This is a genomic window from Mesobacillus jeotgali (genome assembly GCF_031759225.1).
Lineage (GTDB): Bacteria > Bacillota > Bacilli > Bacillales > Cytobacillaceae > Mesobacillus > Mesobacillus jeotgali_B.
Map to the genome: position 1 here is coordinate 2,094,435 of NZ_CP134494.1, position 18,477 is coordinate 2,112,911.

Consider the following 18,477-nt stretch of genomic DNA (forward strand, 5'->3'; position numbering starts at 1 on the left):
GCCCATAACTAAAATTCTTTTAATTGATTTAGTAACCGAAAGAGTTTCTCGAAATTTTCATTAAGGTCTATACCAACTGGATGATTCGCTTCTTGGGCTATTATATTTACGACTATATGATTTAACTATCCACATCAAACGAATCATCTTAACTGATTTGTTATCCTTCGTTTCTGGCCCTTTTAACCTTTTTCTGCTACTTCTATAATCTATCTCACCTATTTTCCTGAATGAATTCCTCTATTAACCTGTACCCCAAAGCTGGTATTTCCTTTACAATAAAAGTAATAGATTCTGATGAAGGATGATGACTTTGGATGTAACGATGAAGAAGGTAGTCGAGGCCAGTTACCTGACGGCGGATTCGGCTGCGCACTACCGGACGATTTTACGCTATTTTTACCATCAGCATGAAAGAATGAGAGATTTCATTTCCCCTGAGGAAATTTTGGAGTATATGCGGACCAATCCTTCTTTTTCAGATTATCAGGAAGAGCAGCTGCATCAGCAGCTGGCCCAGCTTGTCAAGTGGAACAATCTGATCGCCCGCCAGGATATGACGAACGCGAAGACAGTGGAGGAATATAAAAAGAAGCGGTTCCGCTATCAGTCGACTCCTTATACGATTGAAATCGAGCGGATGCTGATTGTCCTGGAGAAGAAGGTAGGCGACACCTTTCAAGGATCTTTGGAACGTTCTCAGTTTGATCGTCTGCTGCAGTCGTTATCGAATTTGCATCAGGAGCTCGGAGGCAGCCTTTCAAAGACACCGGAAGAGTATATGCGGATTTGGGAGGATGTGTTCCGATACTTCCAGACGATCCGGACCAGTACGGCTGATTACATTGCATACATAAACAGCGAACAGACAGACCAGAGGATGCAGACGGAAGCCTTCCTTGTCTATAAGAATCAATTCACCACCTATTTGCGCGACTTTATCGTATCGCTGCAAAATACAGCACTGCAGATCAGGGAGCGACTCGATGAACTTTCACCTGATAAGATGGGGTTATTTTTCGAAAAGCTGATTGAACACAGGCAATCGATTCCGAGACTTGAGGATGTCAGTTCGTCGCTCGAGGAGTGGCGAATCGAATATCAGGAGTATTGGGGATCTCTTCGGCAATGGTTTCTTGGATCAAGCCTGCAGCAGAGTGAATTGGATGTCCTGCAATGGCAGACAAATGAAATGATAAGAAGAATGACACGATATGTTCAGCGAATTGGCGAACGACAGCAGCACTTTCGAAGCCGGAAAAATGATTATCTGCATTTGGCGAGATGGTTTATGAACACCGAAACGCTCGAGGAGGCTCATCAATTGTCCTCTGTCGTGTTTGGGGCGATGTCCATCAAGCACTTGCAGCTTGAGGAAGTGAGCACTGATAATTTACATAGTGAAACATGGGAAGAAACCCCGGCTATGATTACACTTAAGCCAAGGACGAATCGCTACCGTGAGAGAACGAAGCCAGGGTCAATGGTATCGAATGAAGAGAAAAAACGACAGCAGCGAGACGAGTATTTAGCGGAACGGAAACAGGAAAGACTGTTGATCAAAAAATATATACATGAGGGAGTCATTAAGCTTTCAAGTGTCCCAAAAGTAGAACCGTTTGTCAGGAAGATTTTACTAGGCTGGATTGGAAAATCGATGGCAAGCAAGAATGGCAAAGTCAAGACAGACTATGGCATGGTCGTGAAGGTAACTATTGACCGAGAGAAGACGATTCTGCTGGAGGCGGAGGACGGCACACTGAAAATGCCGGATGCTGTATTCACTTTTGAAGGTGAAGGGGGATCTAAATAATGAGGATGGAGCAAACACTTGATTTTGATGAAAAAGCGATTCTCGGGATGGATCTTTTATTCCATCATTATTGGATCCTCCGCAGCGAGCAGCCTGAATCGTACCAGCTTATCCGCGAGCGGGAGAAGGTGCTGCGCCGCTATATTAATGATAAATTCGGACTGCGGCTGATTGTCCATCAGCATTTTATCAAATTAGAAAAAATCCCGGTAGAGCCTGAGCGCTGGATGGGAATCCAGGAATTCCAGGAACCTATGGATTATGGCGTTTTTTGCTGTGCGCTTTCCTTCCTTGAGGGGAAGTCTGTTGATGAACAATTCCTCCTGTCAGAGTTGAGCCAGGAAATCCAGGCAGATTATCCAGGTGACATTGCCCTTGACTGGACACTTTATATCCATCGTAAATCATTGATCCGCGCCATCAAGGTCTTGATTGATTTTAAGTTGATCAGGACCATCGATGGTGACATCAGCCGGTATGACCATAATGAGGAACATGAAGTGCTCTATGAGGCAACGGTGTACAGCCGTTATTTCATGCGCACCTACCCTGATGACTTTATGAATTATAAGCACTGGGAAGAACTTTTGAAGGAAGACTGGAAATTGAACCGGGAGGACGAACGGCGAAAACGGGTGTATCGTAAGCTGTTTTTTTCGCCGGGGCTGCATCGGGCAGATCAGCAGGATCCGGACTTCTTGTATATTCGCAATTTCCGCAACAGGCTATCCGATGATATCGAAAATCATAGTGAATATAAATTGCATGTCTATAAAAACACAGCCTTCTTATCCACTGCAGAATCAAGGAAGTATCAGCAGCTATACCCTGATGCGAAAGCATCGACCGATCTCATTCTTCAATTTTCAAAGCATCTCCATGATGATCCTGAAAAGTACATCCCCAATGAGACAGGCGAGATTGTGCTGACAGAAGGCGAAATGGATGGTATCATCGCTGAACTCCGCCGTCAATTTGAGCGAGGATGGTCCAAATACTTCAGGGAAAAGTCGAACAGCAGTATTCGTAGCGAATTAATTGAGTCTATGAAAGATTGGATGATGGCTGAGGTCGAAAGAGAGAGTTCATTGATTAAAGTAAAGCCGCTGCTGGGTGTGCTGGCAGGAGCATTTCCAGCGGATTTTGAAGGGAGCGAGGAGTAATGCTGAATACAAGATGGATGATGAACCGTGCTGGCTTATTGAACTTCTGGTATTACGATGAAGAAATTTTCCACTTTGAGCAGGGAAAACTTTTGCTGCGCGGATCGAATGGTTCAGGAAAATCAGTTACGATGCAAAGCTTTTTGCCTGTGCTGCTTGATGGCAAAAAGTCTCCTGATCGATTGGATCCGTTCGGGTCGAAAGCGCGCAGGATGGAAGATTATCTGCTAGGCGAAAAGGAAGTCGTTAACCGCGATGAGCGGACAGGCTATTTGTTCATCGAGTACAAAAAACAGGGTTCGGAGCAGTATATCACGACTGGAATCGGGATGCAGGCGAAGCGAAACAAAAGCATCAAATCATGGTATTTTTTGCTCACCGATAATCGGAGAATCGGGCATGATTTCCATCTTGTCCAAAAGCATACAGGCGAAAAAATCCCGCTTTCGGCAAAAGAACTGGAAAACCGGATTGGGCAGGGTGGATATGTTGTCCACACGCAGCGGGAATATTTGGAACTTGTGAATAAATATGTTTTCGGCTTTCAATCCATTGATGCGTATGAAGATTTAATCAAGCTGCTGATTCAGCTTAGGAGCCCTAAGCTTTCGAAGGATTTCAAACCGACAGTCATCTATGAAATTCTTGAGTCAGCGCTGCCGCCATTGACAGATGATGAGCTTCGCCATCTATCGGATACGATTGAAAGCATGGACCAGACCCAGCAGCAATTGGAGCAGCTGAACCGCGAGTCAGAATCCATCAACAGACTGGAAACAGCATATGACACCTATAACAAATATATTTTAGCTGAGCGGGCAGATCAATGGCAGAAGGCACTGTTAAAAAGCAAGGCTGCGGAAGGAAAAGTGGAGGAGTATACTTCCCAGCAGCAACTGCTTGATCAGGAAATCACCAAGCTGCGGGTCGATCTCTCCACATACCAACAGCAAAAACATGTTGCAGAGCAGGAAAGCAGTTCTCTTCGGCAGCATGAGGTCTGGTCCCTGGAGCGGAAAAGGACCGAGAAAGTCGAAGAGTCAGCTGCTGTATTGAATGAGATTGCCTCTCTTAAAAGGCGATGGGACGACAATCATAAAAAACTTCGTGATGAATATCAGAAGAAACAAGCGGCTGAAGATGAGCTTTTTCAGTATAGCGAAAAAGAAAGAGAACTTCTGGGGGAGCTTGCACTTGATGCTGATTCTTCTGCCTTTCACCAGCATGAGGTGAATGCTTCCGATTATGATCGGGGCAAGGCACATGGTTTTGATTTTACCGTCTGGCAAAAAGAGGCGAAGGATCATCGCGCGCTGCTGGGGGAACTTGAGAAGCTGGCTATGGAAGCAGTAAGGCTCGGTGAGGACCAGAGTCGTCTTCAACGGCAGTCATCAGAGAAGAAAAAAGAAATAGATGGTTTGCAGAAAGACCTTGACCATTATCAGGGATGGTTCGAGGAGGAGCATCAAAAGCTTGAAAGCAATGTGTTTTTATGGATGGAAAATCATCCGAAGCTCGTCTATTCGAATGAACATCGACAGGGTATTGCCCGCGCCTTGCAAGGTCTGTACGAGAGGAATCGTTATGATGATGTTCGTTCCCAGCTTTATCATGCACTTCATGCTTATGAGGGAGAAGTAAGGAAGGATGAGGCACTGACTAAGGACCGAATCAAGCAGAAGCAGAATGAAATTCGTGAAGCAGAAGCTGAGCTGCTTCGGATTAAAACTCAAAAGATGCTTGATCCGGAAAGGTCAGCAGGTACAGAAAACCATCGTACGAAGCTAAAGGGTGAAGGTGTATCATTCCTGCCGTTCTATGCTGCGGTTGAATTCCAAGATCATGTCACAGATAAGCAGCGGGAACGGTTGGAGTCCGCTTTGAAAAGAATAGGAATTCTTGACAGTTTGATAATGGATCGGTCGGCCAGTCCTGTGGAAGATGCATTGCTAAGTGCTGATCCCCGGTTGCTTGGATATACGCTCGCTGATTATCTGATGCCCGATCTGGATGAAGACAGCCCATTGAGTGAAGACCTGGTTGACCAGGTACTGCGCTCTATTCCGCTGGAGAATGACGGGACTGGATTTCATATCGACCATGACGGTACATATTCGATTGGCTGCCTTAGAGGACATGCCCCGATTGAAGCAACGTCAAAATTTATTGGCCGTTCTTCCCGAAAAAGGCATCAGCGTGAGCTCATCCAACTCTGGACAGAAAAGCTGCAGGGGTTGAGTGCGGACCTATCTGATTTGAAGCATGAACTTCAGCAGTTCATCACAGAACTAGAATCAATTGATACATGGAAGATAGACATGCCTGATGACAAGATTCTTTTAGACATTTACGACCAAATCGTGAAGAAACAGCATCAGTTGGAAAACGAAAGGGCATTGCTCAGCACCATTGATGAAGACTGGAAACTTGTGTATGACAAGTACACAAATGTAAAACGGATTTTACGTGATAAAGGTGTCCAGCTGAATATACCTTTAACGGTTGAGGATCTCGGAAGTGCGGTTACTTCAGCACAAAGCTATATTGATTTTTTACATGAGCTGAAAAATAATGATGTAAAAGTATCTTCTGCAAAAACGCATCTACAGACTTACTTACAGCGTATTGACGAACTTGAAGAGGGTTTGGATGAGCTGAAGGGTGAGCAAAGCAGGAAGGAAAGTCACCTTGGAACAGTCAAGGCGACAATCGAATCAATTGATCAGCAGCTTCAGCTGAAAGGAATTGATGAAGTCAGGAACAGGATCAGGGAAGTTCAGCGTTTGCTTCAAGAGGCAGAGAGTGAGATTGATAGGATTAAGAGCGGCCTTCCGAAAGCGGAGACAGATCAGGAGCGTGTAAAGGAAAAGCTTGAAGAAGCCAAAATGGATTTATCGTTTTGGAAACGGATGGGCGAAGAGTGGTCCAGCATGGTGGAAGCAGAGCGGAAACGGGGCTTTTTCACGATTGAGGGAACCGGAGCACACGAGATATTGGATCAGTACGAGCCGGTTTTACTTAAGCATGAGCGATCAAAACTATCGGAACAGCTGACGAAAGTCTTTTTCAATGAACATGCTCACCTGACAGAATACCGTATGTTTGAATATACCGAGGATGCAGAGATTCCGGCTTGGTTTGCCGACGGTTCTGATGAAAAGTACGAGCCGTTCTTGAGTGAGTGGCATCAGCTGAAAGGCAGGCGCCTGATCCAGATGGAATACCGCGGACAGCGTGTCAGCCCTTATTATGTTTCTACTGAGTTGAAAAAGGAACTTGATGAACAGCAGGGCTGGCTTGATGAGCAGGACCGATGGCTGTATGAGGATATTATTTTAAACAGTGTCGGCATTATCCTGCGGAATCGTATCCAGCGTGCACAGCAGTGGGTGAAGGAAATGGATAAGATCATGGCAGACCGTGATAATTCTTCTGGTTTGATTTTCTCGATTGCCTGGAAACCGCTGACTGCAGAATCAGAGAAGGAAATGGATACAAAAGATTTGGTCCAGCTACTGCAGCGGAACAGCAAGTTTCTGAATGAAGAGGACTTGCAGAAGATCACGAAACACTTCCAGTCAAGGATTGCCAAGGCTAAGGAGCTGATCCAGCTTCGCAATGAAGGGTCTACCCTTCATCAGGTATTGAAGGAAGTTCTTGATTACCGCAAATGGTTTACGTTCGTTCTGTCGTTCAGCCGGGTGAATGAACCGAAACGAGAGCTGACCAACAACGCTTTCTTCAAGTTCAGCGGCGGTGAAAAAGCGATGGCCATGTATATTCCTTTATTCACAGCTGCTTATTCACGGTATAAGGAAGCCGGAGATATGGCCCCATATATCATCTCGCTTGATGAGGCATTTGCTGGTGTCGATGAGAATAATATCCGCGATATGTTTGAGGTTGTTGAACAGCTCGGTTTTAATTACATCATGAATTCCCAGGCTTTATGGGGAGATTATGACACGATTTCGAGCCTGGCGATCTGCGAGCTGGTCCGTCCGAAGAACGCTGATTTTGTGACGGTCATCCGCTATCAATGGGATGGTAAACAGAAATCGCTGGTGTTTGAGGAAGCTCCGGAGGAATTGGTGACGAATGAATAGCCGGGTGCGCGTTTTTTTGGAAGAACCAGGATTTATGAAGCTGTTCAGTCTGTTCCGTGAGAAGTACCGCTCTCTCGGCAGAGTTGGCGGGTTTGTCAGTTTGAAAGGTTTTAAGGAAGCGGAGATTGATGCAATTGCCGGCTTTCTTGGGCTGTCGGCTGCTGCGCTTGTCGGAAAAGGTAGGGTTGGCCTGGTTCAGTTTGAAAGCGAACTGGGGAACACAGGGTATACTGATTTTACCCTTGTGGAGCTATTAGAAGAAGTATTTCAGGAACCACTTTTATCGAAAAAGGAAGAATTAGAGCATGCACTAAAGGTCGAAAAAGACTTTTTAGAATCTTTAAGACTCGAGATTCCCAAAGCAGGGTGGTGGATTGACTGGCTGATTCAGAAGGGTCCGGATACACGCTGGATTTGGTCAATATACAAGCAGAATGAAGTGCTGCTTTCAGAATTGATTAATAAGGTGACTAAAGCATTTTTGACGCTGCCGGCCAAGGGGGAATTCGAACGTCTTCCATTCTTTGCGCAGCGGACAACCGGTAATCCTCATTTTTTCGATGTTTCTGAAACGGGTGGCAGATTACTGGTTCATATTCTTGCAGTCTATAAGAAGACTTTTCAGGAACATGAGTTTCTTTTTCCTAAAAGTACGGAAGAAATCAATGATTTACTTGCGGAATTTGGTCTATTGAGGGATGATTTATGGAACTTCGTGACTGTCCAGGGATTGATTGCTTCCAGCTCAGCTGGGGTTCATCCCGTTTGGGAAGCTGCCGTTCATACACAAACAGTCCTGAATGTTCCCATGAAAGAATTGGCAAAGGTCGAAAAGATTATCCCAGCTTCCGGCAGAATGGTATGGATCGTGGAGAATTCCAGTGTTGCTTCCACGATGATGGACGCAGTTCCTGATGCACCGATTATCTGTACTCATGGACAGTTGCGGGCGGCGGGGTGGAGGCTGCTTGATCAATTGGCAGAAGCAGGGTGCACATTATATTATTCCGGTGACTTGGATCCTGAAGGAATTTTAATTGCGGATCGAATGAAGAAAAGATATCTCGACAAGCTTATATTGTGGCGAATGAACGGTGATGCATATGAGGAAAGTATGTCAGAGGAAGACATATCAGACCGCGTTTTGAAACTGAATGGTGTTAATCCAACAAATTGGAATGAAATTATAGAATTGATGCGGGATAAGAAAAAGGCGGGTTACCAGGAAGCATTGGTGGAGTTACTAATAAGTGATATCAAGGAAGCACAAGAACGAGATTTAAAATAATATTAATTAAAAGAGATAGCTGTTGATGTTACTCTATTATTCAATGTCCTTAATAGTTCATTAACAGATGGAAATTGACAAGAAAATTCACAAAAGAATCTTGTTGATAGTTTAGGATTATACACAGACAAGATTGTTGAGCATATCGATTACAAGACTGAAGCGTTAAACAAAAGAGTCTATAAAGTGGAGAGTTAAATTGAACGATTGAGCAGACAGTAAGGGTTTTATCCCTTGCTGTTTTTTTAGTAGATTCCGTAGGCCAAAAATAAGAATCATTGGCTTGAAGGTTGCCCGAAGTATTCTTGAGTTCGGACAAATTCCGGAGGATTTCCGCCAAAGTTGTCCGAAGTAGGTCCAGGTTCGGACAAGATCATGATGATTTCCATGAAAGTTGTCCGAAGTAGCCTCGAGTTCGGACAACATCATGATGATTTCCGCCAAAGTTGTCCGAAGTAGCCACCGGTTCGGACAACTTCATGATGATTTCCATGAAAGTTGTCCGAAGTAGGTACAGGTTCGGACAAGATCATGATGATTTCTGTGAAAGTTGTCCGAAGTAGCCTCGAGTTCGGACAACATCATGATGATTTCCATGAAAGTTGTCCGAAGTAGCCACGAGTTCGGACAACATCATGATGATTTCCATGAAAGTTGTCCGAAGTAGCCTCAGGTTCGGACAAGATCATGATGATTTCCATGAAAGTTGTCCGAAGTAGCCTCGAGTTCGGACAACATCATGCTGATTTCCATGAAAGTTGTCCGAAGTAGCCATCGGTTCGGACAACTTCATGATGATTTCCGCCAAAGCTGTCCGAAGTAGCCACCGGTTCGGACAACTTCACGATGATTTCCGCCAAAGCTGTCCGAAGTAGTCTCAGGTTCGGACAACATCATGATGATTTCCATGAAAGTTGTCCGAAGTAGCCACCGGTTCGGACAACTTCATGATGATTTCCGCCAAAGCTGTCCGAAGTAGCCACCGGTTCGGACAACATCATGATGATTTCCACCAAAGCTGTCCGAAGTAGCCACCGGTTCGGACAAGATCATGATGATTTCCGCCAAAGTTGTCCGAAGTAGCCACCGGTTCGGACAAGATCATGATGATTTCCATGAAAGTTGTCCGAAGTAGCCTCAGGTTCGGACAAAATCAGATAGTTATCCTCTAAATCTGTCCAAAGCACCTCTCAGGATATTAAAAATAGTTACTTAACTAACTTCCCAGGATTTTTAACCTTGATTGAAACAACTTCTCCGCAATCTAAACATACTGTATAAATCCTTTCTGATCCGATAGACATTTTTTTATCAACTGGTCTTAAATTAATATAATCCATCGCTTGGACGAAAGAGTTTCCTCCACAGCTATGGCATTTCGGTTCGTTATTACTCATAATTTTCAACCCCTTTCGATATATTTCTAGTACGATTCAAATAAGTAGAGGTTTCAACTTTTCACTAAAAATTGGCAGTTTTACAATCAAGAAGGATAATCTCTTCATTTGTTGAATTAATCTTCTATTGATTATAAAGGGGACATTGTCAATGGATTTAAAAGAACATATCAAGAAGTTAGAGGAAAAACTATTAACAACAGAAGTGCGTTCTTCGAAAACAGAGCTAAAAAAGTTATTGGCTGATGAGTTCTTTGAGTTTGGCAGTTCAGGGAGAGTATTGTATAAAGATGAAGACTTTGAAGGTGGTATTGGGGTCCTCAAAGTTACATTAAGTGATTTCGATCTTCATCCTTTATCAGATAATATCGTCCTGTCAACATACCGGACTTTTAATGAAGAGACGAACCAGCATGCGTTAAGGAGTTCTATTTGGAAACTAAACGAGGGTGTATGGAAAATGGTGTTTCACCAGGGAACCAAAACTGGTTCTGACCACTAAGTGATTAGGAGAAGCTTAACTTAATATTGAGTGAACATTCAAGAAGATTCATATTAAGAGTGTAATCTTGAATTAAATACAAAACAAGGTATTGAGTAAAAAAAGAATCTATGCGACAATAATATGGAAATATTTTACTAAAAGGGGCTATGAGCATGGGGAAACCAACGAAGAAACATATGATGAAAAGGTACCCTGTCCTTACAACATTACTCATAACACTATGGATCTGGTATGGATCCTATCATCTGGGAGTAAATATAGGGGAGTTCTTTGCAAATATAAAAAACTGAGCATACGTAATAGACTCTGAATAATCCATCCAGCTCAGCCATATGTATAGAATGATTGTTTAAAAGATTTCGGTTGAAAGGTGAGAGCATGGAAAATACATCATCGTTGAAAACAATCTTTGCTTCTTTGCAATGGTTGTTTTTTATTTTTGCTAATACGGTTGTTGTTCCGGTGTCAATCGGGACTGCTTTTGGATTGGACAGTTCGGAAATTGCAGCGATGCTAAGGAGCTCGCTTATTTTTACCGGAGTGGCATGTGTGATGCAGGGCATGTTTGGCCACCGCTATCCATTGATGGAGGGGCACTCGGGTGTGATGTGGGGATTGGTCCTCAATCTCAGCCTTGCTGCTTCCTCGATGGGGATGAGCCTTCCGGAAATAGGTGGAGGAATTGCTTCGGGAATGCTGCTTGCAGGGAGTGTCACTGTGGTTCTGGGAGTATTCCGCTTGCTTTTTTATATCCAGAGAGTTTTTACGCCGATGGTCATGGCGGTCTACCTGTTTCTCCTTACCTTCCAACTGATCCTTATCTTTTTTAAGGGGATGCTGAGAGTAAGCGAGGATGGGAGTCTTGATCTGCCGGTTACCTTGTTTTCTTTCGGAGTTGTGATTCTGGTTAGCTTGTTGAAAATAAAAGGGAATGACACGATCGGTAATTTTTCGATATTGATCGGCATGCTGTTGGGCTGGGCTGTCTATGTAATCCTTTTTCCCGCGGAACAAATGGCGGGAAGCCAAGGTTCAATGGACTTCTCATTATTTCCTCTTGGGACTCCTAATTTGAGTTACGGAATCATCGCGATCACCTTTATTGCCAGTATCATCAATCTGAGTAATACAATTGCATCTGTCCAGGCAGCGTCCAAGCTTACCGGAACGGAAGCTTCTCAGTCCCCATTGGATAGATCGTATCTTTTGACTGGAAGCTATTCCATTGGCGCGGCTTTTTTCGGACTTGTATCCTATGCACCGTTCGCCTCGTCCGTCGGTTTTTTGGAAAGTACTCGCATTTTTGACCGGAAACCTTTCCTAATTGGTGGCGGATTGATGGCAATCCTTGGCATCATCCCGGTACTGGGCGCTTTGTTGGCAACGTTGCCCATCACTGTTGGGAATGCAGTACTGTTTGTTGCTTATCTTCAGCTGTTTGGCACTTCTTTAAAAAGTTTGAACGGATATACTTTTGATTCCAAATCCATTTTTCGGATCGCCGCCCCGGTATTGCTGGGCATGAGCATCATGAATCTGGATTCTGAGCTTTTTACCGTTTTCCCTATAATCCTGCAGCCGCTTCTGTCGAATGGTTTTATCATGGGTGTATTATTATCCGTCCTGCTCGAAACCTTCATCCGGTGGGATGAGCGAAATGAAACAGCGATTGTAAATGAGTAGGAGAAAGGAAATGTGAGGTGCTTTTATTTGGGGGAACTGCTATACGGCAACGAGGAGATTTATATTATTGTTTATTGCTTCATTTTATTATGGATCAATCTTGACTATCTAAAGGATTACAAGAAGATTAAAACAGGTCTTGCGGAGATTGCATCTGAAGAAGACCTTGAAGTTAATCCAGAAGGCTTGTCTATGGTTCTCATTGATTTGCTATTTAACTTTTTCAGAAGATGGTTATTGTATATCCTTGCCGTATTAATCATAGGAAATATATTTGTAGTGATTGTGTCCGTCATTTTATTTGCTATAAGTTTATATGATGTCTTATTTAATTACAGCCTGGCTAAGTTGAAAAAATCTAATCTTAAGTTTTACTTGGCAGGTCTGGATACGATTTATGTATTAATTTTTGTCTTCTATCTGTATCTCTCATAGTTTTAAACAAAAGGCATTGCAATTCAATCCCGAATTTATATCATAAACAAGCAATATAAAACCAGGTCTTGCGAATTGGTCTTCCATTTCGACATTTAAATGGAGGATTACTGCCCTTTTTATTGAATATTTGTAGTAAGGGATTTTTTAAAAAAAAGGGAGAAGAGTATGAAGAAATTTTACGTTGCATCGAGTTTTCGAAATATGGATGCTGTAAACTATGTGACGAATCAATTAGTAAATAAAGGGTATGTGCATACATATGATTGGACCAAAAATGCTCAAGGAAGGGATGAAAAGACGTTTACATTCGAAGATTTAAAAGAAATCGGACAAAAGGAGAAAGATGCCGTCATAAAGTCTGATTTCATCGTTGTTCTTCTTCCAGGTGGAAAGGGAACTCACATAGAATTAGGAATCGCGCTTGGCCTCGGAAAGAAAACCTTTCTTTACTCTCTAGATGGAGCACTAGATCAAGTTGAAAAAGCCAGTACATTTTATCATTTGCCCGAAGTTGAAAAATGTTATGGGAAACTGGATGAATTGGTAGATAAGATTGCTGCTCAAATGCTTTTAAGCCAAGAGATTTCGTAGGCTTATAGCAGAAGGGCTGTAGATGGAAGGAAGATAATCAAATTGAAAAAGAAACTTTCTTTGATTTTATTAGGTTTATTAGCGTTCGTCGCTTTATTCTCTACACTTTTATTTTTCAAGACCATTTTTTCGAATTTAATTCCTGAGTATAAGACAGCTGAAGCTATTCCTTTAGCCATTTTCTCAGGCTTTACATGGCTTGCACTTTCGATCACTGTAATTAGATTAGAGAGGTAGTTTTGGTGAGATTTGATTTAAAAGTAAAATCGGAAGTGGTGATTAATTTTGAGATTTATTGATGACTTAGCAGGCTCTATTTATGATATTTTCAAATTCATCTTAAAGTCGCTTAGCTATTTTCTGGCAGGTATGATTATCGTAGCAATTCCAATGTATTTGATCGTTTGGGTATTTGGTTTGCTAGAGTAATGATTACTAGGAAAAGATAACTTTTTACAAAAAGGAGTAGGTCACAATCAATAGTCCATTAAGTAAATTGCTTTTGTTTGGTGCCTTGCTATCTGCGATTCTCTCTTTTATTCTTGGCACAAAACTCGCTATACTGTCGGCGGGATTCCTTTTAGCCAATGCAGTCCTGCTTCAATCTTTGAAAAAAAAGAAGATGCAGGAAGGAGTTAAGTGATTTGGAAAAAGGGAGAACGCATCCATTTGAAAAAACCATTGGGCTAAAAGAGGCGTTAATCCAGGAAGGATTGACGCCTCTTTTTGTTGAATTACTTCTGGACGAAGGGTTTTTACCTAGATAAAAGAAAAAATTAGAGAGTAGTGAGAAAAATGAATAAAAGTATCCCGTTCAGATTGATTGAACAAAAGGAAGGAACAGATAACTTAGTTATTGTCTTACCCGGGGCAGGTTACTCAACTCAGGCTCCATTGTTATACTATACAACCGGGATATTTTACAATAAAGGCTTCGATGTATTACATATTAACTATTCGTTTAGCAGACAAGATCTTTCTTCACTAGATGAAAGGGAGCTGGCAACAGATGTACAACTTGTAATCGACACAGCAATCAATGGTAAAAAATACAGCAACCTGTATATAGTGGCTAAATCGATCGGAACAAAAGTTTTAAGATGCCTGCTCGAACATAAGATGTTTAACGATGCCAACTTAGTATGGTTGACTCCATTGCTGCAAAACGATGACGTATTTCATGCAATGCACAACAGTGAAAATAAAGGGCTGTGTATATTTGGAGAAAAAGATAGCCATTGCTTTATTGTGGAACGTTTTGAAAAGTTGAAAGATAATCAAAATCTTGTATTGAAAGTGGTTGAAGGTGGAAATCACAGCTTAGAGCTTGATGAAGACCCGATAATTTCTATTGATATATTAAAAAGTGTCATATCTGATATTAATGAGTTTTAAACTAAAAGGTGAAAGAATCTGAAATATTCTTATTTAGGACTCGAAAAAGTTAAGTGCAAAAGCTGAGCATGAACTGATTGAAAATACTACACAAGTAGCCGGACCCTGAACTGGGAAAAAACGCCCGGAATTTCCAGTTCGCCAATAAAATTTGATTTTCGCCAAAAAGTAGGGGGAAATCGCCAATAAAAAGTTTTTTTCGCCAATAAAATTTGGAAATCGCCAATAAAGTTGTGAAAATCGCCAATAAAAAAATAAATAATGAAAAAAAGGCATAAAACTTCTTGTTTTGTTTATGAAAACTTGTTTTTAACCTTCAACCTGTTCTACTTCTGAGCTTGAGCTCAAGTATTTTGTTAACGTAAGAACAGATTGCGCATACCATTTAGCTTAATTTAAAGAGATATCGTTAAGGATGCCACTCTTCAAGAAGGAAGTGTGTCATTTCTGCAGAAATATACTGTTATTAAGGGGTAATCTTTAATGTCCAATAAATTCAATATTTTTTATGGGGACCATCCATCACAATTTGGTGTATTACGTTTGCCGGAAAGTTCAGAACAATCACCGGTAATAGTCCTGATTCATGGGGGCTTTTGGCAATCCAAATATAACTTAGAAGAGAATACCTCAATTGCTGAGGATTTAACTCGACGTGGTTATGCAACTTGGAATATCGAGTATAGAAGAATAGGTGAAGAACTGGAAGGATGGAAAAGCATTTTTAATGATGTAGTTGACGCTATTAATCATCTTTCTATTATTAAAGAGTCGTATCACATTGACCTATCAAATGTAATTGTTATGGGCCATTCAGCAGGTGGCCATTTAGCTCTTTGGGTAGCTTCAAGAATTAACACGTCGAAAACTGATGATGTATTTAATGAACTCGCTATACCAATTCAAAAAGTATTAAGTTTGGCAGGAGTCACTGACTTAAAAAAGATGTGGGAAATTCACGAACAAAAAGGAATAAAAAGTCCTGTAGCTGCACTATTAGGTGGAGCACCAAAAGAAGTTCCTAATCGCTATAAAATAACTTCTCCAATAGAGTTATTACCTTTTGATGTAGAGCAAGTGTTAATACATGGTGAGTTGGATCGTCATGTACCTGTTGAATTAAGCAAGAAGTATTACCAAAGTGCTCTAGAAAAAGGAGATAAGGTGAAGTTAGTTGTTCTACCGGATATAGAACATTTTAAGGTCATTGACCCAACCTCATCTGCCTGGGACATTGTTGTTGAATCAATTTAATTTTAATTCAAGAAGTTAGCAAATGTTATACGAATATTAAACAAGAAGAGCAAGTTGCAGAGGGAGTATCTAAAAATAAAGGATTCTTTTTGAAGAAGTTACTTGGGTGTTGATCCAGGAAGGATTGACGCCTTTTTGTTGAACTTATGGTAGGTAAACGCATTACTTCTATGGAATTTTCGTGAGGTGTTATAAATGACTGGAATCGCTGCTGTCGAAACTGAAAGGCTCGTCCTTAGAGAACTAAGTGAAGATGATTTTGAAGATATACATGAATTTAAGTCAGATTTACAGGTTGTTAAATACTTAACTTGGGGCCCAAATAGCAGAGAGCAAACCTTGCACAGCCTTAGAAAGCAAATTGCTTTTCAAAACGAAGAAAACAGACAAATATATGTTTTAGCTGTTGAATTGAAATGCACGAAAAAAGTCATCGGAAATGCTTTGTTTATGGTAAGAGATCCTGATTTTAAAACAGCAGAAATCGGATATTTCATTAACTCTAACTATTGGAAAAAAGGTTACGGGATAGAAATTGTTAATGGTTTATTATACTTAGGGTTTAATATTTTTGATGTACATAGGATCTATGCCATCTGCGATGTAGAAAATGCGGGCTCAGTCAAGCTTTTAAAAAAAATAGGTTTCCGGCAAGAAGGTCATTTTATAAAAAACTTAAAGGTAAAAGGTCAATGGAGGAATAACTATTTATTCGCTATGTTAAGTGAAGAATTCATTAACCGAACTGAAAACGTAGTATTCAAATCCAAATAAAACCAAGAGATGAATAACTAGAATAAATATTTGAAAGGGATTTTTCTTTGAAGAAATTGAAATTAGTAGCGATACTTTTTATTGGCTTATTAATAGGCATATTACTTTATCTTGATGCTCGATCTTTGGATCTTGATTCATCTGATTTACCTGTCAATGAACAATTAGCGATAACAATCTCGCAGCGCTACCTTGCTGGTTTTTGGACACATCCAGTTAAGCTGCATTTAACACCTTATGAGGGCAAGAATGTGGAAGAGACAGCTGAAACTTATATCGTGGAAATGATCGATGAAAGGGATACACCACTTTGTAAGGTATATCAGATTGTTGTTGAAAAGGATACTGGTAAGGTTTTAGACAAAGAAGAGAAGGATTATTGCCATTAATGCTTTTAATAAACTGTTTTGTTGACCGATTATGGTCACCGAATCTAGTATACACTTGATATTTACCCGGATCCGTCATATCCAGTGCTTGTGCATCAACCCCTAAAAGAATGACACTATATTACTGTGAAATTACAGTTCCTTAACAAATCGTTAGAAAAGACAGAATATCCAGGTCGGTGTCGAATTGTATAGGCATAGAGAAAATTGGGGTCACATTATCTTAAGCTAATTAGGGGGACTATATATGCTAGAATTTGACACTAATATCGATCAATTTGCCACTATAAAAGTAATTGGTGTTGGGGGCGGCGGAAATAATGCCGTGAACAGGATGATTGAGGATGGGGTGCAGGGAGTGGAATTCATTTCCGTGAATACAGATGCGCAGGCTCTCAATATGTCAAAGGCGGAGGTTACGATGCAAATCGGCGGTTCGCTGACGAGGGGCCTGGGTGCCGGTGCCAATCCGGAAATCGGCAGAAAGGCTGTCGAGGAAAGCAGGAAGCAGATCAGGGATGCACTTGAGGGGGCTGACATGGTGTTCGTAACGGCTGGAATGGGAGGCGGAACCGGTACTGGAGCTGCGCCAGAGATCGCCCATATCGCACGCGAACTTGGTGCACTTACAATTGGAGTGGTGACTCGTCCGTTCACTTTTGAAGGCCGCAAACGCGCGCAAAATGCGGCATCCGGAATTGAAGAGATGAAGAAAGCCGTTAATACCTTAATCATCATCCCAAACGAGCGATTGCTGGAAATCGTGGACAAGAAAACGCCGATGCTTGAAGCCTTCCGGGAGGCGGATAATGTCCTCAGGCAAGGTGTCCAGGGCATTTCCGACTTGATCGCCGTGCCAGGCTTGATTAACCTTGACTTTGCTGACGTGAAAACGATCATGTCCCATAATGGAACGGCTCTTATGGGCATCGGAGTGGCTTCAGGCGATGACCGTGCTGCCGAAGCTGCCAAAAAGGCCATCTCTTCACCATTGCTTGAAACAAGCATCAATGGCGCGAAAGGAGTGCTGATGAACATCACAGGCGGGGTGAACCTCAGTTTGTATGAAGTCCAGGAAGCAGCCGATATTGTGGCGGCTGCAACAGATGAGCAGCTGAACATGATTTTTGGGTCAGTTATCAATGAGAACCTGACAAATGAAATCATGGTCACCGTGATTGCTACTGGATTCGACCATGATGAGGATGAAGCTCCGTCTTCAAACAGATCGCGCCGTCCCGGAGACATGATTGCCAATTCCCGAGAACAATTTCAGACTCACTCGAGACAGCGAGAGCCCGTTGCCTATGCAGAATACGGGAATTATGGCCAGGCTCAAAACTACAGCCAGCCTGGCAGCTACGGCCAGTCCAGCAATTACGGGCAGTCCGACAGTTACGGCCAGTCTGGTAGCTACAACCAGCCTGATGGCTACGGCCATTCTGGCAATTACAGCAAGCAGCATGCTTACGAAGAGCCAGTGAAATACGAAAAAGATACCCAGCAGTCAGACGACTCACTTGAAATTCCATCGTTCTTGAGAAAGCGAAGCAGAAGGAGATAATCCTTCAAAAAGGGCCAAATGGTCAGTGCTAGTTCTCAAGGGGAGAAAGTAAAAGCACGAATTATAAATCCAATAAAAATAGACCATTGAGTTTTATTCAATGGTCTATTTTTGCTT

The 18,477-nt window shown here is 42.0% G+C and carries 15 protein-coding genes; 14 read left to right on the forward strand and 1 reads right to left on the reverse strand.

The annotated features are described in order from the left end of the window. Positions 1-313 precede the first annotated feature (313 nt). The 4 genes from RH061_RS10445 to RH061_RS10460 are packed head-to-tail and all read left to right on the forward strand — an operon-like array spanning position 314 to position 8,370. Positions 314-1,813 (forward strand): TIGR02677 family protein, encoded by a 1,500-nt coding sequence (locus RH061_RS10445; protein WP_311075881.1) that lies wholly within the window; start codon positions 314-316, stop codon positions 1,811-1,813. Then, the gene (locus RH061_RS10450; protein ID WP_463675598.1) at positions 1,813-2,976 is read left to right on the forward strand and encodes a TIGR02678 family protein; all 1,164 of its coding nucleotides are present in this window, start codon (positions 1,813-1,815) and stop codon (positions 2,974-2,976) included. Before RH061_RS10445 ends, RH061_RS10450 begins: the two co-directional genes overlap by 1 nt. Then, a complete protein-coding gene (locus RH061_RS10455) occupies positions 2,976-7,082 on the forward strand; it encodes a TIGR02680 family protein (RefSeq protein WP_311075882.1) in 4,107 nt (1,368 codons plus the stop codon). Before RH061_RS10450 ends, RH061_RS10455 begins: the two co-directional genes overlap by 1 nt. Continuing rightward, complete coding sequence (locus RH061_RS10460; protein WP_311075883.1) at positions 7,075-8,370, forward strand: TIGR02679 family protein; 1,296 nt, start codon at positions 7,075-7,077, stop codon at positions 8,368-8,370. Before RH061_RS10455 ends, RH061_RS10460 begins: the two co-directional genes overlap by 8 nt. Before the next feature lie 1,208 nt (positions 8,371-9,578). Here RH061_RS10460 and RH061_RS10465 read toward each other — a convergent pair. Further along, positions 9,579-9,767 carry a hypothetical protein gene (locus RH061_RS10465; protein WP_311075885.1) on the reverse strand — a complete coding sequence of 63 codons (189 nt, stop codon included), beginning with the start codon at positions 9,765-9,767 and terminating at the stop codon, positions 9,579-9,581. A gap of 151 nt (positions 9,768-9,918) precedes the next feature. Between RH061_RS10465 and RH061_RS10470 the strand changes: the two genes are divergently transcribed. The 10 genes from RH061_RS10470 (at position 9,919) to ftsZ (ending at position 18,360) form a co-directional block, all read left to right on the forward strand. Continuing rightward, positions 9,919-10,269, forward strand: coding sequence for a nuclear transport factor 2 family protein (locus RH061_RS10470; RefSeq protein ID WP_396654871.1), 351 nt, complete (start codon positions 9,919-9,921; stop codon positions 10,267-10,269). A gap of 381 nt (positions 10,270-10,650) precedes the next feature. Then, the gene (locus RH061_RS10475; RefSeq protein WP_311075886.1) at positions 10,651-11,955 is read left to right on the forward strand and encodes a uracil/xanthine transporter; all 1,305 of its coding nucleotides are present in this window, start codon (positions 10,651-10,653) and stop codon (positions 11,953-11,955) included. Between the two features lie 12 nt (positions 11,956-11,967). Further along, entirely contained in the window at positions 11,968-12,390 is a 423-nt protein-coding gene (locus RH061_RS10480; RefSeq protein ID WP_311075888.1) for a hypothetical protein, read from the forward strand. 168 nt (positions 12,391-12,558) lie between these two features. Then, a complete protein-coding gene (locus RH061_RS10485) occupies positions 12,559-12,984 on the forward strand; it encodes a group-specific protein (RefSeq protein ID WP_311075889.1) in 426 nt (141 codons plus the stop codon). A 644-nt stretch (positions 12,985-13,628) separates the two neighbouring features. Beyond that, complete coding sequence (locus RH061_RS10490; RefSeq protein WP_311075890.1) at positions 13,629-13,751, forward strand: hypothetical protein; 123 nt, start codon at positions 13,629-13,631, stop codon at positions 13,749-13,751. Positions 13,752-13,779: 28 nt separating this feature from the next. Further along, on the forward strand, positions 13,780-14,379 hold the full coding sequence (locus tag RH061_RS10495; RefSeq protein ID WP_311075892.1) for an alpha/beta hydrolase: 600 nt from the start codon (positions 13,780-13,782) through the stop codon (positions 14,377-14,379). Positions 14,380-14,862: 483 nt separating this feature from the next. Then, positions 14,863-15,633 carry an alpha/beta hydrolase family protein gene (locus RH061_RS10500; RefSeq protein ID WP_311075894.1) on the forward strand — a complete coding sequence of 257 codons (771 nt, stop codon included), beginning with the start codon at positions 14,863-14,865 and terminating at the stop codon, positions 15,631-15,633. A gap of 195 nt (positions 15,634-15,828) precedes the next feature. Further along, the gene (locus tag RH061_RS10505) at positions 15,829-16,407 is read left to right on the forward strand and encodes a GNAT family N-acetyltransferase (protein ID WP_311075896.1); all 579 of its coding nucleotides are present in this window, start codon (positions 15,829-15,831) and stop codon (positions 16,405-16,407) included. A 47-nt stretch (positions 16,408-16,454) separates the two neighbouring features. Then, positions 16,455-16,796: a hypothetical protein gene (locus RH061_RS10510; protein WP_311075898.1), complete on the forward strand. Its 342-nt coding sequence runs from the start codon at positions 16,455-16,457 to the stop codon at positions 16,794-16,796. Between the two features lie 247 nt (positions 16,797-17,043). Next, complete coding sequence (gene ftsZ, locus RH061_RS10515; RefSeq protein WP_396654872.1) at positions 17,044-18,360, forward strand: cell division protein FtsZ; 1,317 nt, start codon at positions 17,044-17,046, stop codon at positions 18,358-18,360. Positions 18,361-18,477: the final 117 nt, after the last annotated feature.

Bases quoted from the DNA above. Each gene is read 5' to 3' on its own strand.
- RH061_RS10450 (WP_463675598.1), top strand. From the start codon at position 1,813: ATGAGGATGGAGCAAACACTTGATTTTGATGAAAAAGCGATTCTCGGG.
- RH061_RS10455 (WP_311075882.1), top strand. From the start codon at position 2,976: ATGCTGAATACAAGATGGATGATGAACCGTGCTGGCTTATTGAACTTC.
- RH061_RS10460 (WP_311075883.1), top strand. From the start codon at position 7,075: ATGAATAGCCGGGTGCGCGTTTTTTTGGAAGAACCAGGATTTATGAAG.
- RH061_RS10465 (WP_311075885.1), bottom strand. From the start codon at position 9,767: ATGAGTAATAACGAACCGAAATGCCATAGCTGTGGAGGAAACTCTTTC.
- RH061_RS10470 (WP_396654871.1), top strand. From the start codon at position 9,919: ATGGATTTAAAAGAACATATCAAGAAGTTAGAGGAAAAACTATTAACA.
- RH061_RS10475 (WP_311075886.1), top strand. From the start codon at position 10,651: ATGGAAAATACATCATCGTTGAAAACAATCTTTGCTTCTTTGCAATGG.
- RH061_RS10485 (WP_311075889.1), top strand. From the start codon at position 12,559: ATGAAGAAATTTTACGTTGCATCGAGTTTTCGAAATATGGATGCTGTA.
- RH061_RS10495 (WP_311075892.1), top strand. From the start codon at position 13,780: ATGAATAAAAGTATCCCGTTCAGATTGATTGAACAAAAGGAAGGAACA.
- RH061_RS10500 (WP_311075894.1), top strand. From the start codon at position 14,863: ATGTCCAATAAATTCAATATTTTTTATGGGGACCATCCATCACAATTT.
- RH061_RS10505 (WP_311075896.1), top strand. From the start codon at position 15,829: ATGACTGGAATCGCTGCTGTCGAAACTGAAAGGCTCGTCCTTAGAGAA.
- ftsZ (WP_396654872.1), top strand. From the start codon at position 17,044: ATGCTAGAATTTGACACTAATATCGATCAATTTGCCACTATAAAAGTA.